Source organism: Sediminivirga luteola (assembly GCF_014639315.1).
In the GTDB taxonomy this organism is placed as follows: domain Bacteria; phylum Actinomycetota; class Actinomycetes; order Actinomycetales; family Brevibacteriaceae; genus Sediminivirga; species Sediminivirga luteola.
Genome location: NZ_BMFY01000006.1, coordinates 197939 through 223534, shown reverse-complemented (window position 1 = coordinate 223534; position 25596 = coordinate 197939). Strand labels below are relative to the sequence as shown.

At 69.7% G+C, this 25596-nt stretch carries 23 protein-coding genes; 9 read left to right on the top strand and 14 right to left on the bottom strand.

Annotation, left to right across the window (positions count from 1 at the left end; genetic code table 11):
• Positions 1 to 22: 22 nt before the first annotated feature.
• From IEW13_RS08680 to IEW13_RS08620, 13 genes are all read right to left on the bottom strand, one after another.
• Positions 23 to 958, bottom strand: coding sequence for an NADP-dependent oxidoreductase (locus IEW13_RS08680; RefSeq protein WP_188550546.1), 936 nt, complete (start codon positions 956 to 958; stop codon positions 23 to 25).
• Positions 948 to 1721 (bottom strand): enoyl-CoA hydratase/isomerase family protein, encoded by a 774-nt coding sequence (locus IEW13_RS08675; protein ID WP_188550545.1) that lies wholly within the window; start codon positions 1719 to 1721, stop codon positions 948 to 950. The genes IEW13_RS08680 and IEW13_RS08675 overlap by 11 nt, the downstream gene beginning before the upstream one ends.
• Positions 1718 to 2692: an NAD-dependent epimerase/dehydratase family protein gene (locus IEW13_RS08670; RefSeq protein ID WP_188550544.1), complete on the bottom strand. Its 975-nt coding sequence runs from the start codon at positions 2690 to 2692 to the stop codon at positions 1718 to 1720. Before IEW13_RS08670 ends, IEW13_RS08675 begins: the two co-directional genes overlap by 4 nt.
• A gap of 18 nt (positions 2693 to 2710) precedes the next feature.
• The gene (fabG, locus tag IEW13_RS08665; RefSeq protein WP_188550543.1) at positions 2711 to 3493 is read right to left on the bottom strand and encodes a 3-oxoacyl-ACP reductase FabG; all 783 of its coding nucleotides are present in this window, start codon (positions 3491 to 3493) and stop codon (positions 2711 to 2713) included.
• Positions 3490 to 3978, bottom strand: coding sequence for a MaoC/PaaZ C-terminal domain-containing protein (locus IEW13_RS08660; protein WP_188550542.1), 489 nt, complete (start codon positions 3976 to 3978; stop codon positions 3490 to 3492). Before IEW13_RS08660 ends, fabG begins: the two co-directional genes overlap by 4 nt.
• Before the next feature lie 98 nt (positions 3979 to 4076).
• On the bottom strand, positions 4077 to 5738 hold the full coding sequence (locus IEW13_RS08655; protein WP_188550541.1) for an ABC transporter permease: 1662 nt from the start codon (positions 5736 to 5738) through the stop codon (positions 4077 to 4079).
• Positions 5739 to 5824: 86 nt separating this feature from the next.
• Positions 5825 to 7030 (bottom strand): ABC transporter ATP-binding protein, encoded by a 1206-nt coding sequence (locus IEW13_RS08650; RefSeq protein ID WP_188550540.1) that lies wholly within the window; start codon positions 7028 to 7030, stop codon positions 5825 to 5827.
• Positions 7031 to 7084: 54 nt separating this feature from the next.
• A complete protein-coding gene (locus IEW13_RS08645) occupies positions 7085 to 8125 on the bottom strand; it encodes an ABC transporter substrate-binding protein (RefSeq protein WP_188550539.1) in 1041 nt (346 codons plus the stop codon).
• A gap of 85 nt (positions 8126 to 8210) precedes the next feature.
• Positions 8211 to 9416: a CaiB/BaiF CoA transferase family protein gene (locus IEW13_RS08640; RefSeq protein ID WP_188550538.1), complete on the bottom strand. Its 1206-nt coding sequence runs from the start codon at positions 9414 to 9416 to the stop codon at positions 8211 to 8213.
• Positions 9413 to 9859, bottom strand: coding sequence for an FAS1-like dehydratase domain-containing protein (locus IEW13_RS08635; protein ID WP_188550537.1), 447 nt, complete (start codon positions 9857 to 9859; stop codon positions 9413 to 9415). The genes IEW13_RS08640 and IEW13_RS08635 overlap by 4 nt, the downstream gene beginning before the upstream one ends.
• A complete protein-coding gene (locus IEW13_RS08630; RefSeq protein WP_188550536.1) occupies positions 9856 to 10311 on the bottom strand; it encodes a MaoC family dehydratase in 456 nt (151 codons plus the stop codon). The genes IEW13_RS08635 and IEW13_RS08630 overlap by 4 nt, the downstream gene beginning before the upstream one ends.
• Before the next feature lie 340 nt (positions 10312 to 10651).
• A complete protein-coding gene (locus tag IEW13_RS08625; protein WP_188550535.1) occupies positions 10652 to 11926 on the bottom strand; it encodes a glycosyltransferase in 1275 nt (424 codons plus the stop codon).
• Positions 11923 to 14148 carry a glycoside hydrolase domain-containing protein gene (locus IEW13_RS08620; protein ID WP_188550534.1) on the bottom strand — a complete coding sequence of 742 codons (2226 nt, stop codon included), beginning with the start codon at positions 14146 to 14148 and terminating at the stop codon, positions 11923 to 11925. The genes IEW13_RS08625 and IEW13_RS08620 overlap by 4 nt, the downstream gene beginning before the upstream one ends.
• Before the next feature lie 675 nt (positions 14149 to 14823).
• Between IEW13_RS08620 and IEW13_RS08615 the strand changes: the two genes are divergently transcribed.
• From IEW13_RS08615 to IEW13_RS08575, 9 genes are all read left to right on the top strand, one after another.
• Positions 14824 to 16044 (top strand): TadA family conjugal transfer-associated ATPase, encoded by a 1221-nt coding sequence (locus IEW13_RS08615; protein WP_188550533.1) that lies wholly within the window; start codon positions 14824 to 14826, stop codon positions 16042 to 16044.
• Positions 16041 to 16922: a type II secretion system F family protein gene (locus IEW13_RS08610; protein WP_188550532.1), complete on the top strand. Its 882-nt coding sequence runs from the start codon at positions 16041 to 16043 to the stop codon at positions 16920 to 16922. The genes IEW13_RS08615 and IEW13_RS08610 overlap by 4 nt, the downstream gene beginning before the upstream one ends.
• On the top strand, positions 16919 to 17839 hold the full coding sequence (locus IEW13_RS08605) for a type II secretion system F family protein (protein WP_188550531.1): 921 nt from the start codon (positions 16919 to 16921) through the stop codon (positions 17837 to 17839). The genes IEW13_RS08610 and IEW13_RS08605 overlap by 4 nt, the downstream gene beginning before the upstream one ends.
• Positions 17840 to 17972: 133 nt before the next feature.
• Positions 17973 to 18224 carry a hypothetical protein gene (locus IEW13_RS08600; protein WP_229745022.1) on the top strand — a complete coding sequence of 84 codons (252 nt, stop codon included), beginning with the start codon at positions 17973 to 17975 and terminating at the stop codon, positions 18222 to 18224.
• Positions 18190 to 18612, top strand: coding sequence for a TadE family protein (locus tag IEW13_RS08595; RefSeq protein ID WP_188550530.1), 423 nt, complete (start codon positions 18190 to 18192; stop codon positions 18610 to 18612). The genes IEW13_RS08600 and IEW13_RS08595 overlap by 35 nt, the downstream gene beginning before the upstream one ends.
• A complete protein-coding gene (locus IEW13_RS08590; RefSeq protein ID WP_188550529.1) occupies positions 18609 to 19043 on the top strand; it encodes a hypothetical protein in 435 nt (144 codons plus the stop codon). The genes IEW13_RS08595 and IEW13_RS08590 overlap by 4 nt, the downstream gene beginning before the upstream one ends.
• Positions 19044 to 19115: 72 nt before the next feature.
• Positions 19116 to 19661 (top strand): pilus assembly protein TadG-related protein, encoded by a 546-nt coding sequence (locus IEW13_RS08585; protein ID WP_188550528.1) that lies wholly within the window; start codon positions 19116 to 19118, stop codon positions 19659 to 19661.
• A gap of 2 nt (positions 19662 to 19663) precedes the next feature.
• Positions 19664 to 23602 (top strand): FtsK/SpoIIIE domain-containing protein, encoded by a 3939-nt coding sequence (locus IEW13_RS08580; RefSeq protein WP_188550527.1) that lies wholly within the window; start codon positions 19664 to 19666, stop codon positions 23600 to 23602.
• A 259-nt stretch (positions 23603 to 23861) separates the two neighbouring features.
• On the top strand, positions 23862 to 24599 hold the full coding sequence (locus IEW13_RS08575) for a hypothetical protein (RefSeq protein WP_188550526.1): 738 nt from the start codon (positions 23862 to 23864) through the stop codon (positions 24597 to 24599).
• Positions 24600 to 24635: 36 nt separating this feature from the next.
• Here the strand turns inward: IEW13_RS08575 and IEW13_RS08570 are convergent, their stop codons facing one another.
• Entirely contained in the window at positions 24636 to 25574 is a 939-nt protein-coding gene (locus tag IEW13_RS08570) for a pseudouridine synthase (protein ID WP_188550525.1), read from the bottom strand.
• Between the last annotated feature and the right edge of the window lie 22 nt (positions 25575 to 25596).

Genomic DNA, 25596 nt, shown 5'->3' with positions numbered 1-25596 from the left:
GAACGGGTCTGCTCCCCCGCGCTCATCCGGTCGGCTCCTCCGACAACCGCAGCACGATCTTTCCGCGGACGTGTCCTGCCTTGAGCGTGTGATAGGCCTCGACGACGTCGTCCAGTCCGTATTCGGTGATCGGCAGATGCAGATCGCCCGCGGCCAGCAGATCGCCGACCTGGGTCACGGCCGAGGTGGGCAGGGTCGCCCGCCCGATGGAGATCGCACCGAGGCGCTCGGCCGTGTCCCGGTCCGCCACCGAGTTGATGCGATGGGGAGGGACGCCAAGGGCGAAGGCAAGACGGAGCGTTTCCTCTCCCTGGCAGTCCAGCACCGCGGTGAGACCTTCCGGTGCCGCCGCCCGGACGGCGGCGTGCAGGTCTCCCCGGTAGTCGACCGGCTCGACCCCGAGCGACCGTAGCAGAGCATGGTTGCGCGGGCTCGCGGTACCGAGTACGCGTGCCCCGCTCCGGCCCGCCAGCTGAGAGGCGATCAGGCCGACCCCTCCTGCCGCGGCGCTGATCAGGACCGTATCGTCAGAACCGAGCTCCAGTGCGCCGACCCCGGCCAGCGCGGTGCGCCCGGCGATGTCCAGTGCCGCGGCCTGAGCGTGGCTGAGCCCCGCAGGCATCCGGTTCAGGGCGGACAGATCACCGATGATGATCTGGTCCGCCTGAGCGTGGAACCGGGCGCCGCCGTATACCCGGTCCCCGGGGGCCCAGCCGGAGACGTCCTCTCCGACCGCATCGATCACCCCGGAGAAATCGTTGCCGTTGCCGAACGGCGGCCGGACCCCAAAACGCTCGGCGATGGCGCCGCCGGCGAAGATCTTCCAGTCGACCGGGTTCAGCCCGGCACAGACCGCACGGACGCTGACCTCACCCGGTGCGGGGCGCACGGGTTGCTCGGTCCTGATCCGGAGCACCTCAGGCCCGCCGAACCGCTCGGCGTAGACTTTACGACCCACGGTTCGACGTCCTCTTCTCCACGAAGGCGCGCTGCGCCTCCTGGGCGTAGGCAGATCCGGCGAGCCGGTGAGTGACCGACTGCTCGTACTGATAACCCTCGCGCAGCGGCATGAGCGCCGCCGCATTGAACGTCTCCTTGGCCGTCTGCACGGCGTGGGGGTCCTTGGCCGCGATCTCCCGGGCGACCGTCAGCGCCTCTGCCATCAGCACGTCCCCGGGCAGCACATCAGCGACCATCCCGTGCCGGAAGAGCTCGGCTGCGGGGAATCTCCTTCCGGTGAAGAACAACAGGCGCGAGACCGATCGCGGAAGGTGCTGTTCCAGGAACTTCGCACCGCCCATCAGGCCGCGGTCGATCTCCGGCATCTGCACCCACGCGTCCTCCGCGGCGATGATGATGTCACAGCCTGCGGCCAAGGCGTACCCGGCGCCTATCGCCGGGCCGTTCAGTGCGCAGATGACCGGCTTGGCGCAGTCGGTGACGGAGTAGAAGAATTCCCGCGTCACGCGGTTGTGCCGGCGGTACTCGCCGTGTGCCGTGCTCATGCCGACGCGTTCCTTGATGTCCGCCCCGGCGGAGAACACTCTGCCGGCCCCGGTCAGGACGATCGCCCGGACCGAGTCGTCTTCGGACAGCGCGTCCAGCAGGTGGATGAGCTCTTCGCGGGACGTGCGGTTCTGCGCGTTTACCGGCGGTCTGTCGAAGGTGACCACGGCAACACCCGGTTCGGGTGTCTGAACCCGGAAACACGTGGCGTTCATGATCGTGCTCCTTTCCTGTCAGCCGCGCCGCTCCTGTGCCACGCGAGAAAGCTCCTCAGGCCCGCGGTCGGATCCGGATCCGGAGCGAACCCCAGCACGCGCCTGGCCAGAGCCGGGTCGTAGGAGCGGGCCGCGGAGAAGCCTCCGCGTGGACTGCCCGTGCTCCAGCGGATCTCTTCGGGTGCTCCGGCAAGGCGTAACAGCGTCATCAGCACGTCCTCCAGGCGCTGGGGATGTCCGGTACCGACGTTGATCGCGCCGGCGGGCCCCTCCAGGCGCAGAGCGCGGACGAAGCATTCGGCCGCATCGGCGACGTGCACCCACTCGCGGCCGTGGTCCGGGTCCTCGCTGACCTCGGGGATCCGCCCTTCTTCCGCGTCGGCAAGGACGGAGAGGAGGAACCTGCTGGTGAGTCCCATCCGCAGCCTGGCTCCGAAGAGCGTGCCGAGCCGCAATCCGACTGCACGCAGGCCTTGCTCCCGCGCGAACACGTCCGCATAGAGCTCATTCACGTGCTTGCTCAGCCCGTAGAAACCAAGATCGCCCGGCGCATCGGCCTCGACGAACGGTGCCGGCGGCCGCCCGTTCACCGCGGGCCGGCTGGCGCCGTACACGGAACCCGAGGAGGCGTAGACCACGCGGACGCTGCGCCGGGCGCACTCCTCGAAGATCGCATGGGTCGCGGCGACGTTCACCGCCATCAGCGGCGCCGGAGAGTCGCCATCCGCGTGCGCAAGGATGGCCGCGACATGCACCACGGCGTCTGCCCGGTGGATCAGCTCACTCAACGCCCCGACGTCCGTCACGTCACCGACCACCGGCTCCACCCGTGCGTCGCTGCGATAGCTGTAGCCCGGATCCGGCGGCCGCCGGTCCACGGCGATCACCCGGTGTCCCTCGGCCGCCAGCCGGTCCACGATGTGCGAGCCGAGCATGCCCGCCGCCCCGGTGACCAGTATCCGCTCTCCCACGATTCTCCTTCCCCGGCCTCAAATGTGCCGGCCGCCGCTGACCTCGATGACCGTGCCGGTGATATACGCGGACAGGTCCGAGGCGAGGAACAGGGCAGCGTGGGCGACGTCGCGCACAGTGCCGATCCGCCCGAGCGGGACCTCGCCGATCTTCTCCTGCAGCACGTCCGGCGGCATGGCCCTGGTCATATCGGTATCGATGAGGCCGGGCTGGATCGCGTTGACCCGGACACCGTGCCGGGCGACCTCCTTGGCTGCTGCTTTCGTCAGCCCGACGATGCCGGCCTTTGCGGCGCTGTAGTTGGTCTGGCCCGGATTGCCCACCTTGCCGGAGATGGACGACATGTTCACGATCGACCCACCGCCCCGCTCGCGCATCCGCGCACTCGCCGCCCGGGTGCCCAGCCACGCTCCGAGCACATGCACCTGCAGGACCGCGGTGAAGTCCTCCACGCTCATCTTCCGCATCACCCGGTCACGTGTGATGCCCGCGTTGTTGACCCAGACGTCGATCCCGCCGGCCGCCTCTGTCGCCGCATCGGCCAAGGCGGAAACGGACTCCTCGCTGGTGACGTCGCACGCGACGCCGAGGTGTCCTGTCCCGGGGAGCAGGCCGGCGGTCTCCTGCGCGCTGCCAAGATCGACGTCGGCGACCACGACGGTGGCGCCGCTGAGCGCCATCGCCCTAGCCATGTCACGTCCGATCCCCCTGCCAGCGCCGGTGATCACGACAGTCTTGGCCGTGAGCAGCCCCGGCGGCGTCTGGGCCTCGGCTTCGGTGCCGGTCGTCGCCGCACTCATGTCAGGGAACCCTCCCGGGAACCCGTCGGCGCCGTCTGCGTGCTGCGGCACTTCACCAGGACGGTGATGATGCCCTCCTGGACGAGGCTGCCGTCCTGCTTGCTCAGCTGCATTCGCCGGCGAACCACGCCCGTGCGGCCGCTGCTGGTCAGCCTGGTGGACTCGATGTCCACCTGGAGCCGAATCGTGTCCCCGATGAAGATCGGCTTGACGAAGCGCCACTCGTCGATGCTGAGCATCGCCGCCATGGACTCCTTGAACAGGCCCATCCGGTCGAGCAGTCCGGTCGCGATCGAGATCCCCAGGATCCCGTGGGCGACGCGCTGCCCGTACATCCCGTCCTTGGTGGACTCGGTGTCCATGTGGATGGGGTTGAAATCACCGCTGAGTCCGGCGAACCCGACGACGTCGGCCTCGGTCACCGTCCTGCTGTTGCTGGTGAAGCTCTGGCCCGGGGAAAGGTCTTCAAAGTACAGGCTCGACATGGCCTCTCCTATCGCTCATGTGATGAGAATCGTGATGCCGCGCGCGGCGCGGTCTCCTCGAAAGGGCGTTCGCTGCCCTTGTGTGTGCTCGCCGGCGGTCATCGGCGTCGGTACCTCTGCCGTCCTAGCAGCACCAGCAGGAGCACTGCCGAGGAGGTGATCAGGGTGACGACCGTGGCGAACGCCGCCATCGGGCCGACGGTGCCGTTCTCCCAGATCTCCACGAGCACGAATCCGATCACCGGTGTCTGCGCCCCGGCCAGCATCGTGGAGGCGGCCACCTCTCCGGCGAACAGCACGAACAGAAGCGCCCAGGCGCTCAGCAGTCCGGGAATGGCAAGGGGGACGGTGACCTGGCCGATGGTCCTGCGTTCGCTCGCGTGCGACATGTACGACGCCTCAGTCAGATCGTTGCCCACCTGCGACATCGCGTTGCCGACAGTGGTGGACGCCTGCGGCATGAAGTTCACCAGGTAGCACAGGAGCAGGATGGCCGCGGTCCCGTTGAGGTTGAACGGAGGTCCGCTGAACGCCACGATGAAGCCCAGGGCGATGACGATCGCGCTGAATGCCGCCGGCAGGCGCATGATCCCGTCCACCACCCGCGCCAGGCGCGGACCGAGGATGGAGCCGAACGACGTGCGCCGTTTGGCGATGTTGATCAGGACGCAGATGGCCACGGCGATCGCACCGCCGACGAGGCCCAGCATGACGCTGGTCTGCAGCGCGCGGACGGAGTTCCGCCGGTTCAGGACCCGCTCGAAGTGCTCCATGGTGAACATGGACGGGTCGATGACGGGCGTCCAGAACGGCTGGAAGGCGACGATGACGACGGCCAGCAGCGGCAGGAGCGTGGTGAGGAGGAGGTAGATGATGGTGCCGGTGCGGAAGACGTGCCGCCACCGTCCCAGCGGGATCTTGACCTGGCTGCCCCGGCCGCTGATCATCGCGTACCTGCCCCGGCTGGTCACGACGTTCTGCAGCAGCCAGGCGGCCAGGACGACGACGAGCAGAATAGTCGCCAGCACCGTCGCGGACTGCAGATCCGCCGGGTAGGTGAACTGCATCAGCCGCACGATGCGCACCGAGAGGATGTCGATCCCGGCGTTCGTCCCCACCACGACCGGGGCCGAGTACAGTGCGAAACCGGCCACGATCAGCAAGAAGAACGCGGAGGTCATCGCCTGGGAGACGGCGGGGAGGGAGACGCGGAAGATGGTTTTGATCACGCCCGCGCCGCTCACGCGGGAAGCTTCCTCCAGGGATGGGTCCAGGTTGCGCAGTGCCCCGGAAATGGGGATGTACGCGAACGGCACGAGTTCCAAGGTGTAGACGAAGATGAGGCCCGGAATCGTGAGGACGTTGACCGAGAGGTTCCCGGGCAGATAGGCCAGGACTCCATTGATGAAGCCGACCTCCGGGGAGGCGAGGAAGACCCAGCCCGCAGCGGTGGCGATGGGAGGCATGAGCAGCGGAAGCAGCGGCATGAACGTGCCGAGCCAGCCCAGGCCGGCGTCAGTCCTCTCATTGAGCCATGCCAGGACAGAGGCGATCAGCAGGGCGAGGACCGAGGACGTACCGACCACCACGAAAGTGTCCTGCAGCACCGGCCAGAACCAGGGCTGTGAGACGACTCGTGCGAACGCCCCGGCATCGAGACCGCCTTCGGGGAACAGCGCCCGGATGACCATGCGGCCGATCGGGTAGACCAGCAGAACGATCAGGGCGGCGGCGATGATCAGGACAGCGACCCTGACCACGGTCCCCTGTCGGCGCCCCGAATCACGTCCGGGTGCCGGGCCTGGAGGAGGTGCCGGCGGCGCGGGCCGTGGCGGCGCGTCGATGCTCATGCGGCACCGCTCTCGGCCGGCACCGGCGGCAGCAGGTGGAGCTTGTGCCGTTCGACGCCGAGGCGCAGCTTGGCGCCCTCCGGGTACTGCGCGTCGTTGGTGGTCAGGACGATGAGTCGTTCGTCGCCGCTGTGCACCAGCAGATGCTGCTGGACTCCGGTGAAGCTGGTACGGACCAGCTCCACGTCCCACATGTTCGAACGCGAGTCCGGTCCCGGATCCACCAGACAGTCCTCGGGCCGGAACATGAGGGTCACGGAGTCCCCCGTCCCGAGGGGCGTGTCGCCGGTCCAGTGCTCCGTGTAATCCTCGATCACGAAGCTGCCGAGCGCCGTGTCCACCACGGCACGCTCATCCAGTGAACGCACGACTCCGGCGACCAGATTCGCCGATCCGATGAACTCGGCGACGTACCTGCTCTGCGGGCGCTGATAGACCCGGCGTGGCGGATCCAGCTGTTCGATCCGCCCGGAGTTCAGCACCGCGATCCGGTCGGCAAGCTCCATCGCCTCCGCCTGATCGTGCGTCACGTAGATCGCGGTGAATCCCAGTTCACGCTGCATCTCCACCAGCTGCGCCCGGAGCTCCTCGCGCACCTTGGCATCCACATTGGACAGCGGCTCGTCGAAGAGGAGGACCTGTGCTTCGGAGACCAGCGCACGCGCGAGTGCCACGCGCTGCTGCTGGCCGCCGCTCAGCTGGCCGGGGTACTGATCGCCCAGGCCGACTAGGCCGACCTTCGCCAGCGCCTGCTCCACGCGGGCGGCGATCTCAGCGTGGCCCAGTCGCCGGGTGCTCTTGCGCGACCTGAGCGGGTACGCCACATTCTTGAAGATCGTCATATGCGGCCACAGCGCATAGGACTGGAAGATCATGCTGATCGGCCGCCGGTTCGGCGGCAGGAAGATCCCGCGGCCCGAGTCGTACACCGTCGTGCCGTCGATGCTGATCGACCCCTCGTCCGGGCGCTCCAGCCCCGCGATACTGCGCAGCAGAGTCGTCTTCCCGCACCCGCTCGGGCCCAGCAGCACGAGGAACTCCCCGTCCTGGATGCTGAGCGTGATGTCATCGATCGGTTTGATGGTGCCTGCACCCGACCGTCTGCGGAACGACTTGCTCAGTCCGCGGATCTCGACCCGGTGTGGCGCACCCTCCTGCGGTTCCGCCATCGCCTGTCCTTCGGCTCTACTCGTTACGGTCATGGTCGTCTCCCTCCGGCTACGAGGGCGGAGGGACCTGTCGGCGCTGGCATCGGCTCACCGGCCCAGCAGCTCGACGATCTCTTCCTGGCGTTCACCGGGAACCTCCCAGACTGGCTCGACGAAGTTGCTCGCCAGCGGCAGGCAGTCAGTGCCTTCGACGGTCGCGGAGTACACCCCGTCGGCGCAGACGGCCTCGTAGGCGCTCTGCGTGGTGAGCCAGTTGGCGAAAAGCTTCGCGGCATTCGGATTGGGGGCGTTCGCGGTCAGGGCCACGCTCGTGGTGATGCCCTGGGTCGGATCGAGATCGGTCACCATCTCGATGGGCGCGCCCTGGCCGATGAGCGCCACGGCGTGCGAGGGGTAGTTGGGAAGGCTGATGTCATGGCTTCCGGCGGCCACTTGCTGTGCCCCCACGGCGCCGGTATCGACCCATACCGGGTCCAGCTCGGCCAGCCCGGTGAGGAACTCGTCGCCGAAGCGGTCCTGCATGATGGAGTACCAGGACATGTAGCCGGGTGACGACTCGGGATCGACCAGGACGATACGGCCCTGATACTGCTCGTCCAGGACGTCTTCCCAGCTGGCGGGAGCGGATTGGACGGTCTCCGTGTTGTAGATCGCCACGACCTCTTCCACCGCGATCTCGAAGGTGTATTCGTCCTGGAACTCCTCGGGCCATTCGGCCAGAGCCGGCACTTCGTCCGGCCCCAGCTCCACGAACCATTCGGCGTTCTCTTCCACGAACGACGGCTGCACGGTGGGCATGAAGACATCGGCGGTGACCGAACCCGACTCCGCCTCGGTGGCGAACCTGTTGAACAGGGCAGTGCCCGCCGCCCGGAAGTAATCGACCGAGATCTCGGGGTAGTCGTCCATGAATTTCTCCGCCATCGCCTCGATCTGGCTCTCACCAGCCGAGGCATAGAGCGTCAGCTGCCCTTCTTCGATGGCGGCTTCTTCGATCGACTGGATCTCGTCGCCACCGGCACCCGGATCGCGCTCGTCGGAGGCCTGCCCGCCACAGCCGGCGACCAGGGCGAGCGCCGCCATGCCCGCGGTGAGCGCGGCGCTTTTCCCGTATGACCTCTGGATCATCTCGTCTCTCTCCTTTGAAAGCCCTCTGACCGTTCTGCGTTGTCTTGTGTGAGGCCGTCGTTTAGACGGCGCGTGTACCCGTCGTTCAGACGGTGCGTGCCCGGCGGAACGCTTCGATCTGTTCCTCCTCGTAGCCGAGGTCGCGCAGCACCGCATCGGTGTCCTGGCCGAGCGCCGGCACTCCATGCCGTACGGACAGCGGTGTCCTCGAATAGTGCAGTGGGGTGGCGACGACCTTCGCTTGGCCGCCGTCGCCGCGCGGCACGTCGAGGAAAGCCCCGAGTTCTTCGAGCTGCCGGTCCTCTGCGACCTCGTCGAGCGAGTTCAGCGGAGCGCATGAGACACCGTGTTCCTCGAGGCCGTCCAGGCATTCACGCGTGGTCCGCGATGCGGTGAGCTCCCCGACGGCGGCCTGGAGCGCCGCGGTGTTCTCGTAGCGATCCGGAAGGGTGGCGAAGCGGGGATCGAACGCGAGTTCGGGTGCGCCCAGACCCGCACAGCAGCGTTGCCACATGGACTCGTTCGCCACCGAGATGACGATCCACCCGTCGGCGGTACGGAACGCCTGGTTGGGGATGCCGAGCCGGTTGGCCGTGCCGAGCGGCTTCGGCACGATCCCCTTGAGCCAGTACTCCGCGAAGAAGTAGTTGAGAAGACTTACTTGGCTCTCGAGCATCGAGGTCCGGACGTGCTGCCCTTCGCCCGTGCGCTCCCGGTGCTGCAACGCGCCCAGGACGCCGATGGCGGCGTACAGGCCGGCGGAGAAGTCCGCGATGGCGGTGCCGCACCGCACCGGGTCGCCACCGGGTTCGCCGGTGAAACTCATCAGGCCGCTGTACCCCTGGATGACCAGATCGTTGGCGGCCTTGTGCGCCAGCGCACCCTCGTGCCCGAATCCGTTGAGCGAGCAGTACACGAGCGAGGGCTTCTCGGCGGCGAGTGTCTCGTAGTCCAGTCCCCACCGTTCCATCAGGCCGAGCCTGAAGTTCTGGACGACGACGTCCGCGCTCAGAATCAGCCGTTTGGCGATCTGCCGGCCTTCGTCGGAGGCCATATCGATAGTGATGCTCTTCTTATTGCGGTTCAGAGCGAGGAACGGCCCGCTCATATCGTCCTCGCCCGCGGCCTGCCCGTAACGGCGGGCGGCGTCGCCTGTCTCGCGACGTTCGATCTTGATCACCTCAGCGCCCATGTCCCCGAGCGTCTGCGTGCACAGCGGTCCGGCGAAGATGTGCGTGAAATCGACGACCCTGATCCCGGAGAGCAGGTTCTCCTGCGCCGGCGCGCTCACGATGCCGCCGGGCTGAAGTTGAGGATCGCGGTGTCGGAGTAGGTCATGACCAGGTCCCCGGTGCTCTCCTCCACGACGGTGATCTCCATGACCAGGTACGTGCGCCCCTTCTTCTCATAGCGGCGGGCGACCTCTCCGCGCGCTGTGAGCCTGGTACCGACGGGAATGAGCTTGTGATGCCGCGAGTGGAACTGATAGTGGATCCGCGCGTGCGGGCCGGGACCCTCCGGGCAGTTCTCCTTGATCAGGCGGATCTTGTCGATATGCGTCAGCGTCGGCGGCACGAGCTGCTGCCCGAACGGCTCAAGCGGCCGGTGGAACTCCTCAGCCGTCTCGCCCACGCCATGGCAATACTCCCGGACGATGAACGGGGTCATCTCGTAGGTGACCGGGCGAAGGGTGTCGCCCACTTCCAGATCGGATACGTACCTGCCGGTGCTCATGCGGCCTCCTCGCCCCGTGCCGCCGTGCGCGGAGCTTTGGCCGTACCCACGGTGACTTTCTGGCCATCGGCGGTGTCTACCCAGACCTCGAGCGCGATCACCTCGTCATCGACTGCTGTGACCTGGGCATGTGCTTGCACCACATCGTCCTCGTAGACCGGCCGGATGAACTTGGTCACGAGTTCTCCGGAGGAGAGATACCCAACGCCGAAATGGCGGTAGAGGAGGCTGGAGATGTAGTTCGTGGACAGCATCCCGTCAGCGATGATGCCCGGGAGTCCCTGCGCTTTGGCATAGGCATCGTCCGTATGAATGGTGGGTTCGGCGATCACGAACTGACCGTCCTGGCGGGCTGCGGTTTCCAGGGCGTCGCAGTACCAGCGCATGCGCTCGCGGGTCATCATCAGCGGAGCCGACTGCACATGCGTGCCGACAGAGATGCTCTCAGGCATGGTCCTCCTTGACCAGATTTAAGATATTTGATCTTAGATACTTGATCATAGACCGGTGCGTGGATCCGGACAAGGGGGAAGTCCTGCGCCGGGCGCACAGCACCGCCGGCGTTGTGAGTGAAATCCCCAGAACGTCATGACCGAAGCCCGCCAAGCACGCCGGTGGGCGGCAGGGCACGCAGCCCTGCCGCCCGGTGGCGTCCCATGGTGCGCGGCGTTCCCGTATGGACGGAATGAGGCCGGATCGGGCCTCGGTGGCGCACCGCAGGCACCCCGGCCGACGCCGGCGCGCCACCTGGCCGGCGTCGCCTCGGCAGGCCCGCCCGAGGACCAGCCCGGTTCAGGCCGCGGCCAGAGCGAGCCTGGACATGAGCGCGTCGAAGACCGCCATCCGGTCGAACTGCAGCGCGTGATCACGAGCACGTGCCGCCAGCGCGGCGCGCTCGGCCTCCGGCATCGACAGGGCCCGGTCGAGGGCGGCGGCGATCGAGGCGGGGCTGCCGGGTTCGATCATGACGGCGGTGTCCCCCACCGCCTCCAGCGTGCCGCCGACGTCGGTGGTGATGACCGGGCCGCCGCCGGCCAGCATGGACTCCGTCAAGGTGATGCCGAACGTCTCGGTGAACTCCGGCAGTGGCTTGGTAGCCAGCACGTAGGCGGCGGAGTTTCCCATGATGTGCGGCTTCTCCGCATCGTCCACACCCGTGAGGAACCGGATCCGCGCCGCAGCCGGCGAGGCCTGCGCGTGCTCCCGCAATGCCTGCTCGCTGGGACCCCGGCCCACGATGACGAGTTCCTTGTCCCGGGCGAGCTGGCTGCAGGCGAAGCCGTCGATCAGATCGTCGATCCCCTTGGCCGGCATCAGCCGGGACAGGGACAGCACATACCCGCCTTCAGTGAGGCCGTACTTGCCGAGGACCTGCGCGGTCGCCGCCGGATCGCGCTCCAGATACCCGGCGGTGTCGATCGCGGGGTACGAGATGCCGATCCGCTCGCGGCACTCCTCGGCGAACCGCGTACCGTGACGCCGGTCCACCGCTTCCGCCTCGGCGACGATGGTCTCCTTGGTGTACTCGGAGACCGCCACGGGCACGTCCTGGCTCAGATACGCCGTGAGCACCTGTGCCGCTGCCCCGAACCTGCCTTCCTCCACCGCGGCCCGGACCACATTGGTGACGTCCGAGCCCACCGCCTCGGCGATGGTGATGAGGTCCACCGGCAGTCCCGTGCGGCGTGCCGCCTGAGCCGCCTCGGCCACGCAGAGGGTGTGCGGGCTCAGGTACAGCGACATGCACACCGTCGGCACGCCGTCGGTGAACAGCTCGATCAGCCGGCCGATCATCCCGCTGGTGTAGCGGCCGTCGACGATCTTGTAGTCCCCCACCGGCTCGGGCCGCTCGACGGTGATCCCGGGGCTGTAGGGAAGGATCGTGTCATAGGGCTTCAGCGGCAGACCCGCCCGCTCGAGCAGCTCCAGCGGCCAGGAGAGGATGCGTACCTCGTCGAAGCCACGGCTCAGCGCCGCCTCGGCGAGATTGCGAGCTTCACCCGAATGGCCGCAGATGACGGGATCGGCGCGGACGACGATCACCAGGCGGCGTGAGAGGTCCTTCATGGCTCGCTCCTTACTGTTTCTGCCGTGTGGGTGCGGGACGGCGGGCGGTGCCCGGCGCCCCACGATGCAGGCTCCGGGCCGAGCTCCAGATGGAGGTGCCCGCCGCGGAACAGGGTCCTGGTGGTGATCCAGGCCCGGTCAAGGGGATGCCCGTCGAAACGCGCCGACTGCACGTACTGCGCCGGACCGCCGGGCGCGGGCTCGCGGAAGCCGCTCGTCGTGATCCGCAGCTCACCCCCGCCGCCGACGCGCATCGACGCCTCCCGGAACGACGGCGGCGAGAGCAGCACCGTTCCCTGACCCGCGACCGGGAACAGGCCCATCGACGCCCAGACGTACCAGGAGGACAGTCCCCCGGAATCGTCGTTGCCGGGCAGCCCGCCCGGGCCCGTGCCGAACTGGTTCTCCACGATCGCGTGCACCACCTCGGCGGTGCGATCCGGCCGGCCCGCGTAGTGATAGCCCCAGGGGGCGTCCATGTCCGGTTCGTTGTTCAGTCCCTCGAACCGGTGCAGCGCATAGCCGGCGACCAGCTCGTCCCGGTCCGGCGCCAGTCCCGGTTGCACGACCGGCGGCTGGCCATAACCGAAGAACCTGTCGAGCAGGCCGATGAACGCCTCATCGCCGCCAGCCAGGCCGATGCGGGCGCGCATATCGTGCAGCAGGCGGAACGAGTAGTTCCATTTGCCGCCCTCGTAGAAGGTGGAGTCCACGACCAGACCGGTCTCCGGGTCGAAGGCGCTGCGCCACTGCTCCGCGAGCAGGTCCATGTGCTCAGCCAGCACCCGGTCCCGGTGGCGGCGGGCGATGCGTGCCGTGCAGTGATATCCCAGGGCCAGGTCGAGCGTGTGGGTGACGGGATGGACCAGGCCAGAGCGCAGGAAATCCTCCCCCAGCCCGCGACGCAGGTCCGCGTGCATGTGCACCAGGGCCAGCTCCCAGTCGATGCCCGGCAGCCGCAGCGCGTCCAGGTCCGCGAACAGGGTGTGCGCCAGCGCGGAGCCCTGCAGGGCGAACCGGTCAGCGCCGCGGGCCATCCGGTACCCGATGGGGAAGTTGCCCTCCTCCTCGCTCACCGTGATGAGCGAGTTGGCCAGTTCCACCGCTCGCTGGGGGAACAGCGCCGTGAGCAGAGGGAGCTGGGTGCGGTAGATGTCCCACATGGTGCACAGGTCGAACACGTAGGGGCCGGGCCGGGATGAGAACGGGTTCTCATCGGCGGCGTAGGCCGGTTTCACCAGGGAGTGGTAGAACGCCGTGGAGAATACGGTCTGCCGGTCCGCGTTGCCGGTGTCGATGCTGAGGGCGCCCAGGTGGCTGCGCCAGGCGTCCTCGGTGGCGGACAGGCGGCGGGTGAAGCGGCCGGCGGCGCCGGGGCCGGCATCGGCGTGCAGGTTCCGTTCGGCCTGAGCGGTGCCGCGCAGCGAGAACCCGATGGCCAGCTCGATGGGTTCCTCCGGCGAGGAGGGCCCGGCCCACATGAACCCGAAGGGCCGCAGCGTGGTGGGGCGGATCGCGTCGAAGTCCAGCCGCGAGCCGCCCGGCATGAGGCGGCGGTCGTACCACAGCAGCTGACGCCAGCCCGGCGTGCGGCACTCGATGTGCACCGCCAGCGGCATGCCCTCCACCACGATGTGCCCGCGGGCAACCCCAGGCGCGACGAGTTCCAGGCTGGCGGCCACCGGAACGGTCTCCCCGAAGGGAATCTGCAGCCCGCCCATGGAGCAGTCGATGACCAGCCGGGCATCGCGGTGCCGGGGAAAGGTGTAGCGGTGGATCACGCTCTTGGGCCCTGCGGTCAGCTCGCAGCGGACGTCATTGCCCAGCGTCGCCTGATAGCGGCCCGGGGAGGCCTCCTCGCCGATCAGCGGGAACTCCCGCCCGAGGGCGTCGAGCGGCTCGGTCAGGGGAGTCACCCGGAAGTAGTTGTAGTACTTGCGGATGGCGCCGGTGCCGGACTGCTGGAAGTGGGTGAAGCCGCTGGCGACGTCCTCATCCCGGATCTGGGGCGGCAGGCCCTCCGTGGCGAGGTCCCAGCGTCCGTAGCCGGTGGGGTACGCGCCCGAATACGCGCAGGCGGAAACCATCCCGAGGGGATACGCCGCACCCGGATGGGTGTTGCCGATCTGCGCCTTGGGCCACCACCAGCTCGCGGCCAGCCCCTGCGCCGGGGGCAGCTCGGTGGGCGCGGTGCCGATGAACGGATCGACGTGTTCGAGCATCGTCCCTCCTCCCCCTTCCGCTGCCTGTGCCGGACCGTCCCGTGCTTGTGCTGGCCGTGCCTTCCTGGGCATTCGTGGGCATTCCTGGGCTTTCGTGGGCCTGGGCCGGACCGTCCCGTGCGGTGCCGGCGTTCTCCGTCCAGCGCCCGCGCCCGGTAGGCAGGCCCCGGCTGCCGCCTCCCGGCTCGCCGGCGTTGGACTCAAGCGTGCCGGTCGGCGATGTCGAGGGTGTTACGCCCACGTGACGAGCATGTGGCGTGCACTGCGCTACGCGTCGTGCTGCGTGTCGTGCCTCGCCGCTTGCGCTTGCCCCTGTAGCCTCTCCTCGCGCGTCTTCCCGCGCTTCTCCTCGCGTTTGTACCTGTACCCGCGCCGGCGGTTCCCCCTCCTTCTCCTGTACCCGCGCCAGCGGTCTCCTCTTCTTCTTCTCCGGTACCCGCGCCGGCGGTCTCGCCTCCTTCTCCTCGCTCGTTCGTTGCTCTGCCGCAGACGTCTTCCGGGCAGGTGTGGACACAGTGTGCGCCTGAGATATCCGGCCTGTCCACGGCTATCCACAGTCCAGTTCGAGCTGTTTACCTGGGCACCGGTTTCGTCGTAGGTTGTTCACACCCCGTTCATCCCCTTAACCCCGAACGGCGGCCCACCCCTAAGCCGCCGCCTCCCCCGAGGATCCCCATGGCAGCCCTGGATGTCATCAACGAAGAGGTCCGCGAGCTCGTCCGCCGCCGCGGCCTGAACCCGCGCCGCGATCGACTCCGCACACGTGAACTCGTCGACGCGGTCATCGCCGACTACGAGATGCGCTCGCTGCGCTCGGACCTTCCCGTCCTCCCGGACCCGGATCTGGCCCGCAAGCAGGTGCTCGACGCGCTCGCCGGCTTCGGTCCGCTGCAGGAATTCCTGGACGCCGATGACGTCGAGGAGGTCTGGATCAACGGCCCGGGCGCCGTGTTCGTCAGCCGCGCCGGCGTCTCGGAACTGACCACCGTGGTGCTGACGGAGCAGCAGATCACGGACCTCATCGAGCAGCTCCTGGAGAGTTCCGGCCGCCGTGCTGACCTCTCACAGCCGTTCGCCGATGCGGCCCTCCCGGACGGCTCCCGGGTGCACGTGGTGCTCCCGGACATCACGCGACGGCACCCGAGCGTGAACATCCGCAAGTTCATCGCCCGGCCCCGCTCCCTCGACGCTCTCGCCGCCACCGGCACGCTGAGCCCGCAGGCCGCGCGGTTCCTGCGCGCGGCAGTCGTCGCCGGAGCGAACATCGTGGTCTCCGGAGCCACCCAGGCCGGCAAGACCACGCTGCTGAACACCCTCGCCTCAGCGATCCCGGCGCGTGAGCGCGTCATCAGCTGCGAGGAAGTCTTCGAGCTGAACCTGCCCAGCCGGGACTGGGTGGCGATGCAGTGCAGGCAGCCCTCGCTGGAAGGCACCGGGGAAGTCACGCTGCGCACCCTGGTGAAAGAGGCGCTGCGGATGCGGCCCGACCGGATCCTCATCGGGGAGGTCCGCGCGGCGGAGGCCTTGGATCTCCTGCTGGCACTCAACGCCGGCCTGCCCGGCATGGGGACGCTCCATGCGAATTCGGCCCGTGCCGCAATCGGAAAGCTGACGACGCTCCCGCTCCTGGCCGGGCAGAACATCTCCTCCGGCTTCGTGGTGCCCACCGTCGCGGCCAGCATCGACCTGGTGGTGCACTGCGCGCGGGAGGCCGACGGCGCTCGCAAGGTCACCGAGATCGTCGCCGTGCCGGGAGCCGCCGAAGGCACGGTGGTCGAAACCGAGGAGATCTTCCTCAGCCGCCGCGGCACGCTGGTGCGCGGCGCCGGCATGAGCCATCTGGGTGAACGCTTCGCCCGTGCCGGCCTGTCCCTGCACGAGGAGCTGGGCGGATGACGGGCCTGGACTTCACCGAGAGCGCGGCGCTGCTGGGCCTGTTCACCGGGCTGGGCGTCTTCCTGCTCTGGTGGTCCTGCTGGGACGATCCGCCCCGCCGGCGGCGGCAATCCCGGCTGGACCGGCAGATCCGGGAGACCTTACACCGCGCGGGGCTGCCCGGCGCCCGGATCTCCGTGCTGGCAGCATCCAGCGCAGGGCTGGCGCTGCTGATCTTCGCCACCGCTTTCGCCTTCACCGGCTCCTGGGCGCCGGCGGCCTGCTTCGCGTGCTTCGCCGCGGCCGCCCCGGCATTACTCATCCGCCAGCGGGCGCGTAGCCGTCAGCGGGAGGCCCGGGAACAGTGGCCCGAGGCCATCGACCACCTGGCATCGGGCATCCGGGCCGGGCTGTCGCTGCCGGAGGCCGTCATGGCCCTGGCCGAGCGCGGGCCGGAGGAACTGCGGGAGCACTTCGCGTACTTCACCCGGCAGTACCGCGGCACGGGGAACTTCGCCGCCTCGATGCGTGCGCTCAAGGAGCACTGCGCCGATCCCGTGGCAGACCGGGTCGCCGAGGCGCTCGTCCTCACGCGGCACGTCGGCGGTACCGAAGTCGGCGTGGTGCTGCGCGCTCTGGCCGAGTTCGTCCGCGCCGAGAACAGGGTGCGGGCGGAACTGCAGGCCCGCCAACAGTGGACCGTCGTCGGTGCCCGGCTCGCTGTCGCCGCTCCCTGGGTGGTCCTGGCAATGCTCAGCTTGCGCCCGGAGAACGCGGCCGCCTACAGCTCCGCGGCAGGAGCGACGATGCTGCTGACCGGGCTGCTCGTCTCCGTGTGCGCGTACTGGCTGATGCGAAGGATCGGCCGCCTGCCCGAAGAACCGCGGGTGCTGCGATGAATCCCGAACCGCTCGCCCTCATCCTCGGCGCCGTGCTGGGACTCGCGCTCTGGGGCACCCTCCTGGCGACGCCGCCGTTGCGGCGCCGCACGCTGGCCGACCGGATCGGACCGTATGTCACGCCGGCCACGCCGCCCTCAGGTCTGCTCGGCGCACCGGCCGGGCGCGGTGGCCTGAACGGGCTGCTGGGGCGGCACTGGCAGCGGTCCGCCGAGTGGCTGGCCGGACGACTCGGTTCCAGCCCCGCCCTGGCCCGGCGAATCGAGCGACTGGGGCCCGGGCACTCGGTGGAGCAGTATCGTGCCGGGCAGCTCGTCCTCACCGTGGCCGGTCTCGGGGCGGGAACGATACTGGCCTTCGTCATCGGCGCCCACCGCGGGTTCCTACCCGGCCTGTACGCCCTCCTCCTGGCTGCCGGCGGCGGAGCGGGCTACCTCCTCGCAGACTGGCGGCTCAGTTCCCGCATCCGCAAACGCGAAGCCCGCATCCTGGCCGAGTTCCCGACCATCGCAGAACTCCTGGCGCTGTCCGTCTCCGCCGGGGAGAGCACGACGGCAGCCCTGGAACGCGTCGCCAGCACCAGCTCGGGTGAACTCGCGGCGGAACTGCGCAGCGCTCTCGGTCGCGCCCGCACCGGCTCCTCGCTCTCAGACGCCCTCGATGCGCTGGCCAGGAGGCTCGATATGGATGTGATCACCCAGTTCGTCGACGGCATCGCGGTGGCGCTCAGCCGGGGATCGCCCCTTGCGGAGGTGCTGCGCGCGCAGGCCGCGGACGTCCGGGAGGCCAGCCGCCGCGAGCTCATGGAACAGGGCGGGCGGAAGGAGGTCGGGATGCTGGTACCCGTCGTGCTCTTCGTGCTCCCGGTGACCGTGCTGTTCGCCATCTTCCCCTCCTTCACCCTGCTGAGACTGTGACCACTGCCAGCTCACCGCACTGCGCTCTCCCGCCGTCCCCGCCCACCACCAGGACCATGAGGTTCGTGTCCCCGACCACGCTTCCGCCGGCAGCTTCCCGGCGGAGCACCTGCCCTAGAAGAAAGGAATCTCCATGACCCCCTCCCCTCTGAGGCGGGCAGCCGGACTGCCCGCGCGTCTCCATCTGATCCTGGCCACCGCATGCACGCTGGCGGCCGGCCGGCTCCGCGGCGAACGGGATTCCGACCGCGGGGACGTGCCCGGCTGGGTGCTGATCACGATCATGACCGCCGGCTTGGTCGTCACGCTCTGGGCGCTGGCCGGGACCGCGTTCACGGAGATGTTCCAGGATGCCCTCGACCGGGTACGCCGCGCGGGACAGTGACCGCGGCTCTGCGGTAGCCGAGTTCGCACTGCTCTCAGCGATGCTCGTCCTGGTGTTCCTCGTCGTGGCGCAGCTCGCGCTGGCTCTGCATGTGCGGAACACGCTCATCGATTCGGCCGCCGCCGGCGCCCGCCTGGCCGCCATGGGAGACCGCTCCCTGGAAGAGGGCGAGCGGCGGACGGCGGAGCTGATCGCCACCGCGCTGCACGAAGGATACGCCCGGGACATCGAAGCCCGCATCGTCACCGCCGCCGGCGTGGAGGTCGTCGAGGTCACCGTCCGGGCTCCCGTCCCCTTGGCGGGACTGCTCGGACCACCGGAGACGCTTCAGCTGCGCGGCCGGGCGCTCGTGGAGGACGTCCGTTCAGACGCCGAGCCCCCGCCATGACCAGCTCACGAGCGGGATCTCCCGTCCCCGACGAGGGCAGCGGGCTGGTGGAGTACACCTTCGGCACGCTGGTCCTGCTGCTGCCCCTGCTGTACCTGACACTGGCCCTGGCGGAGCTGCAGGCCGGCCTGTACGCCGCCGATGCCGCCGCCTCGGCGGTCTCCCGGGAGCTCAGCACGAGACCCGGCGCCGATCCCGCCAGGACGGAGACGATGACCGGCCTGGCAATGCAGGACTTCGGGCTCGAACCGGACCAGGCGACCATCGCGTGGGAGTGCGAAGGCCCCTGCGAGGCAGGCGGGAGCCTGATCACCGTCCAGGTCACCACGGAGGTGGTCCTGCCGGGCGTTCCCTGGTTCCTCGCCGACGCCGGCGTGGGCATCATCGCGCTCAGCGCCTCACACGCCGATGTGGTGGCGCCGCAGGACTGAGTTCCGCGCACCGCGCCTGGCCCGCGGCTGAAAGATCGGAAGCGGAGCTGAACGACCGGAAGGAGGAAGCAGATGAAACGACGGTCCGGCACGTCCCCCGCCATCCGCGGGCTGGCCGGAAGGCGCCTGCTCGCGCTCGCCGGTGCCAGGCGCGCATCCCCCGCCAGGCGCCTCGCGGCGGCTCGCCGCGACCGGATATGGGCCGACTCAGGGTCCGTCACTCCGCTGGCGATCGGTCTATCCGTGATCGCGCTGGCGCTGATCGTCACCGGAGTGAGTGTCACGGACCTGTACCTAGCGCAGCGGAAGCTTTTCGCGCTGGCCGACTCCGCAGCGCTGAGCGCGGCCGACTCGTTCGCGCCCGCGTACGGAGACGCCCCGGGCGTGCGCCTGAGCGACGAGGGCGTGCGGCGCGCCGCACACGACTACCTTGAGCGCGCTGCGCCCCACCGTTTCGACGAGCTGCATCTGGAGCCCGCCAGCGGGAGTCCCGATGGCCGGTCCGCCCGGATCGCGCTCAGCGCGACGGTCCGTCCCGTACTGCTGAGCCCGTTTCTGCCCGGAGGCGTCGAGGTTCGGGCTCACTCCTCCGTCCGTGGCGGGCTGCGGCTGGAGTGACCGTGCCGAGATCCAGCGCCCATGTCCTCATCCTCACCGCCACCGGTCCTCGCCGCGCGGAGGTGACGGCCGATGCCGATGAACCGGCAGCGCGGGTGGCCGAAGTGCTCAGCGAGCGGTTCGGCTCCCCGCTGGTCTTCGGCTCCGCGCCCGGCGAACCGTGGCATCGGTTCCTCGCCCGGGTCACCGCGCCGCTGGCGTTCGGACCGCGCGACCGTCCCGCCGCAGCACCATCTGCAGGGAACACGGAGGCCACAGCGAGCACGGCGAACACCGGGAACACAGGAGATACCGCCTTGCGGCTCAGCTGCCTCGCCGGGCCGGACGCCGGCTGGCGGTACGCCCTACGGCCAGGACGCTGGAGCATCGGCCGCGATCCGTCATGCGATATCACCCTGGCGGACCCGCACCTGGCCCGCCGCGGCGCCGAGCTGGAGGTCGGGCCCTCCCGGCTCGTCCTGCACCAGGAGGGTCAGACGCCGCGCTCGTTGACGGTCGGCGAGCACTTCGTCCTGGGCGGATCCGTGGTCGGTCTCTACCAGGGCGAGGCAGCCAGGCAGCCCGCCGGCACAGCGGTCATCGAACTCCCTGCCGCTCCCGAGCCGGAACGCGCCCGGCCTCTGGGGTTGCTGGGCATGCTCGCGCCACTCGTGGCCGCCGGGATCATGGTCGCGGTCACGCAGAGCTGGACGTTCATGCTCTTCTGTCTGATGTCCCCGCTGACCGGACTGGCGAGCTGGTGGGCCGAGCGCCGCCGCGTGCGACGGCGGACGGCGGCGGCCACCCGGCAGTGGCGTAGCGAGCGCGCCGGACGCCTGACCGAAGCCGAGCACATCGCGGCCGGCATCGCGGCTGCGCGCACGGCCGCCCTGGAGGAATCGTTCGGACACGGCCCGCCTGACGACGGCGAGCTGCGGCTCTGGCTCGGCATCGGCGACGACCGCGGCCCCCTCGTGCTCACCGGTCCCGAAGGGGAGAACGAACCGTCCCTGCCGCCAGGCGGCATCGGCCACGACCTGCGCACGGCGCCCCTTCTCATCCACGGCCCGGCGGACCGGGTGCGTGCTCTTCTCCGCGGCGTTCTTCCAGGTCTACCCGCCGGCGTGACCATCAGGCTGGAGCGCGGCACGGGGCACCTCCAGGAGGGCTCCCCCGACCCGGAGACATCCCCGGACGCATCCCGTGCCCTTCCTGACGTCGCCGTTCATGCGCTTCACGATGACGTGCCGGCGCGCGCGGCGACCACCACGGCGATCCCGCCGGAGCGCCCCGTACCTCCTCTGCTGAACATCAGCACCACGGCGGACGCCCACGGCCTCCGAGTGCTCCTCACCGCGGCGGACGGGGGCACCGTTCGCCCCGCTCCTGCCAAGCCGAGACACGCAGAGCCGGGCGTCGCCCCGGTCACCGTGACCTGCGGACCGGGCGAGACGACCCTGCGACGCCCGGGCCAGAAGCACTCCATCCCGTTCCTGCCGCTGCAAGCCCCCGTCGCGGCCTTCCACGCGCGCATGCTCGCCCGGGCCGCGCTCCCCGGTCGCACCGACCCGCGGCCGCCCGGCGCGGTGGCCCTGGGCTCGATGCTGCCACTCGACGAGGACAGCCTGCGCCGCCGCTGGGCGGCCGGCGGCACGACCCGCTTCCCGCTGGGCACAGGCCACTCCGGGACCTGCACGGTCGATCTGGCCGCGCAGGGACCACACGCGCTCATCGGCGGCACCACGGGAAGCGGGAAGTCTCAGCTGCTGGAGACGCTCGTGGTGTCTCTTTGCGCGGTCAACTCACCGCGGCACCTGAGCGTCCTGCTGATCGACTACAAGGGCGGGGCGGCCTTCTCCCGCTGCAAGGATCTCCCGCACGTCTCCGGTCTCGTCACCGACCTCGATGCGCACGAGACCTCGCGCGCCCTGAGCGCTCTGACGGCCGAGCTCCAGCGCCGCGAACGCCTCCTGGCTCAGGCCGGCGCCCACGACATCGACACCTACAACCGGCGGGCGCCCGAACCGATGCCCCGGCTCCTGATCGTCGTCGACGAGTACCGCGCGCTGGCTCTCGCGCTCCCACGACTCGTCGACGGGCTCGTCTCCCTGGCCGCCCTGGGCCGGTCCCTCGGGATGCACCTGGTGCTGGCGACGCAGCGCCCGGCGGGAATCGTCACCCAGGACATGCGCGCCAATCTCAGCCTGCGCATCGCGCTGCGGGTCCGCGACCGCAACGACTCCCTCGACGTCCTCGAATCCGACGCCGCCGTCCGCATTCCCGCCAGCGCCCCGGGCCGCGGCTTCCTGCGCAGCGACGGTGCCCCGGAAACGTCGTTTCACGCCGCGCTGCTCGATCCCCCCGCGCACCCCGGCGCGGACGAGGTCCTGGTGCGGGAACTGGCCCCGCAGGAGTTCCGTCCCGGCACAGTGCGCCGTGTCGCAGCAGACGCCGCCACCGCGTTCGACGCCGGCGCCTTCCACCGGGCCGCTGGAGGCCACCGTGCCGCGCCGATCTGGCTTCCGCCGCTGCCGGAACGCATCCACGACGGGGAAGCCACCGGGCTGCTGCCCACCGATCAGCGCGGGCAGACGCCTTTCGCCGTGGCCGACGATCCGGCCCGGCAGCGCCGGCGCGCCCTCACCCTGGAGACCGACGCGGCCGACCATCTGCTCGCCCTCGGGGCTGCCCGCAGCGGCCGCAGCGGCCTGATCCGCACCATCGTGCGGTCCCTGCCGGGCACCGCGACGTATCTGATCGATCCCGGGCGGCAGCTGGCGGACCTGGCTGAGGCGCCGCATGTCCTCGGCTGGTGCACCGCGGAGGATCCCTGGCGGATCGGCCGGATGCTGGACGCTCTCGCCGGCGAGGTGGCGCGGCGCCGGGCCGGCCGCAGTGGCCCTCGCGGTGCGGACAGTGCGGACTCAACAGGGCCGATGCTCATCGTCATCGACGGCTGGGAGTCTTTCACGGTGCTCGATTCCGGCCCGGGTCAGTGGACCGAGCGTGTCCTGGCGCTGGCCCGGGCGGCGCCCGGCCTCGGCGTGCGGCTGCTGCTGACCGGGGAACGCCGGCTTGCCAGCGCGGCCGTGGCCGGGGCGATCCCGGACCGGATCATCCTCCGGATGGCCGATCCCCAGGACGCCGTCCTGCTGGGGGTTCCCGCCGCGGAGGTCCCGGAGCGGATGCCGCCAGGCCGGGCGCTGTTCCTGGGGACTGACGCCGAGGGCGCCCGGAGCCGTCAGGAGGTGCAGATCGTGACGACTGCCGGAAGCAGATCGGAGCTCGCCCGTCCGTTCCCGGACCTCCCCGTGTTCCGGCCGCTGCCGGTATCGGTCCTGGCACCATCGGACGAGCATGCACACCGGCCGGACGACCCTGAGTCACCGGGAGGCGGCATGGCCGCACCGTATGGCAGAGTCCGCCTTCCGCTGGGGATCGGCGGGGATCGCGCCGAACGTTTCGACTACGAACCAGCGGTGCACGGATCGTGCCTGCTCGTGGCCGGGCATCCCGGCACCGGTCGCAGCACGGTGCTGCGGCGGGCGCTGAGGGCGTTCGGGCGAGGGGACCGGATGGCGGTCCTCGGCGGTGATCTGCCCGGGGCGCTCCCGCTGCCCGGGTTCACCGCGCGGCTGGCGGATCTGCCGCCGGGCTCCCTCATCGTCGCCGACGACTACGACGTCCAGCCGAGGGAACTCGAGCACGCCCTCACAGCCCGGCTGCGCACCCAGGGTGAGGTGCCTGATCTGATGCTGGTCTCCTCCGCGCTCGGGGCGGGGTTCTCCTCCCTGGCCGGGCAGCTGCGCGCCCGCGGTCCCGTCCTGCTGCTCGGGACCCGCTCCGGCGCCGATGGCGAGCTCATCGGCCGCCGTGATCTGCCACCGCTGGCCGGACCGCCGGGACGGGGCTGGCTTGCCCTTCGAGGACGGCTCGAACCCCTACAGCTCTACGCGCCATAAGGAACCACATGCCGGCACACGGCAGCTCAGCTTCACAGGTGAGGCATGAACCGAGCGGTCCACAATGCCGCCCGCCAGCCGTGGGAACTCGCCGATGGCACGCGCCGCTTCTCACCCGAGGATCCCTGAGTGACAACCCGGCGCCCTCGCATAGGCCCGCACCCCGCGCCGCGGGGCAAGAAATCCGTGGCCGGTGGGAATCGCTGCCCTAGACTCGGAAGCAGCCATGTCTTCCCCCATGATGCGAAGGTCCCGTGTGATGCCCAGCGTGATGCACAGCCGCCACCTCCTCCTAGCCGCCGCGCTCGCCGGCGCGCTGACTCTTACCGGTTGTCAGGCCGCCGAGGGCGAACGTCCGGACCAGGGCCGCCCCACCCCGTCAGAGCCCCTTCCGGAGGAGACTCCCGCCGAGGTCGAGATCCCCGAGGGCGCCCCGGAGCTCCAGTTCGTCGACGCCACCATCGGCGGTCCCAGGGACGGGGATCCGCTGTGGCAGTTGCTGGAGGAAGCGGCAGGCGCCGGTGACGAGGTCTACCTGCACGCCACGATGCACAACTACCAGCCCCCGGCCGAGGGAGACGGCACGGTGACCCTCACCTCCGGGACACCCGACAGCGTCTCCATCACCGTGGACGAAGGCCAGGTCACCGCGTTCAACGACGTGTTCTACCAGATCACCGGCACGTTCGAGGTGGAGCAGCTGGCCTCGGCGGCGTTCGTGCTCAGCACCGTCGACGGCGAGGAGATCGAGGAGCTCACCCCGCAGACGCCCTCCGATGAGGAGCGCTGCACTCAGGACCGCGCCGAGGACCGGGTCAACGGCGCCGTCTATCAGCTGGTGGACGAGCCCGGTACGCGGGAAGAGCTGCGGCTGACCTGGGCCGGCAGCCCCGCCGTATGGTGGGCCATCCAGGCGACCGCCGATGCCCTGTCCTCCAGCGAGGGCGACCTCGCCACCGATGCCCTCGCCGAGGCCTGCGCTCCCTATCTGGAGTGAACGCTCGTCATCTGGGGTGAGACCGTGGCCGTGGAGTTACGTCGCGGCGCCCAACCGCAGTCCTGACCGGAACCGCCGGGGCCGGCCCGTGAGCGGATCGGTGAAGGCGAGTTCCTCGGCCAGCAGCTGCAACGGCGAGGAGTAGTCCTCGGGTTCCTCGTGCCGGTCCACCGGGTAGAGCGGATCGCCGGCGATCGGGATGCCTAGCGCGTTCAGGTGCACCCTCAGCTGGTGCGTCTTGCCGGTGTGCGGCATCAGCCTGTACTCCGCCCGTTCGGTCCCCGGCTCATCCGGCCCGGAGCCGCCCGGCAGCCGTCGCAGCAGGGCGATCTCCGTGTGCGCGTTCGCCGGTCCCGGCACTTCCACGACGGGTCGGGTTCCCGGTGTCTTCTGCAGCCGGGAGCTGCGGCACAAGGGCAACGGCAGGTCAGGACGGTAGCCGGCGATGGCCCGGTAAGTCTTGGTGATCCTGCGGTCCTGGAACAGCCGCTGGTAGGTGCCGCGCGTCTCCCGGCGCCGCGAGAGCACCAGCAGCCCTGCGGTAATCCGGTCCAGCCGGTGGATGGCCACCAGTTCCGGCTCGTCGCGGTCCACCCGCAGCCGGGTCACGGCGCATTCGCGGACGAACCGGCCATTGGGCGTGCTCGCCAGGAAGTGCGGCTTGTCCACCACCAGTAGATCCCGGTCCTCGTGCACCACCTCGATCTCGAACGGCACCCGGGGCTCCGGCGGCACCTCCCGATGGAACCAGTAGAACTCCCCGGCGATCACCGGATCGCTCAGCCGCGCCGGCCGGCCGGCCTGATCGCACAAACCGCCCTCACGTGCCAGTCGCTCGCGCTGCTCCGGACTGGACCAGGGGATCTCCTGCGCCAGCCACTCCCCCACCCGCAGGCCGCCGATGGGCAGCGCGACCGGCGCCCGGAGGCGGGACGCGGAGATTCCCTCGCGGGGCGCGAGCGGGGAGACGGGCATGACGACCATGCTAGCCAGGCGC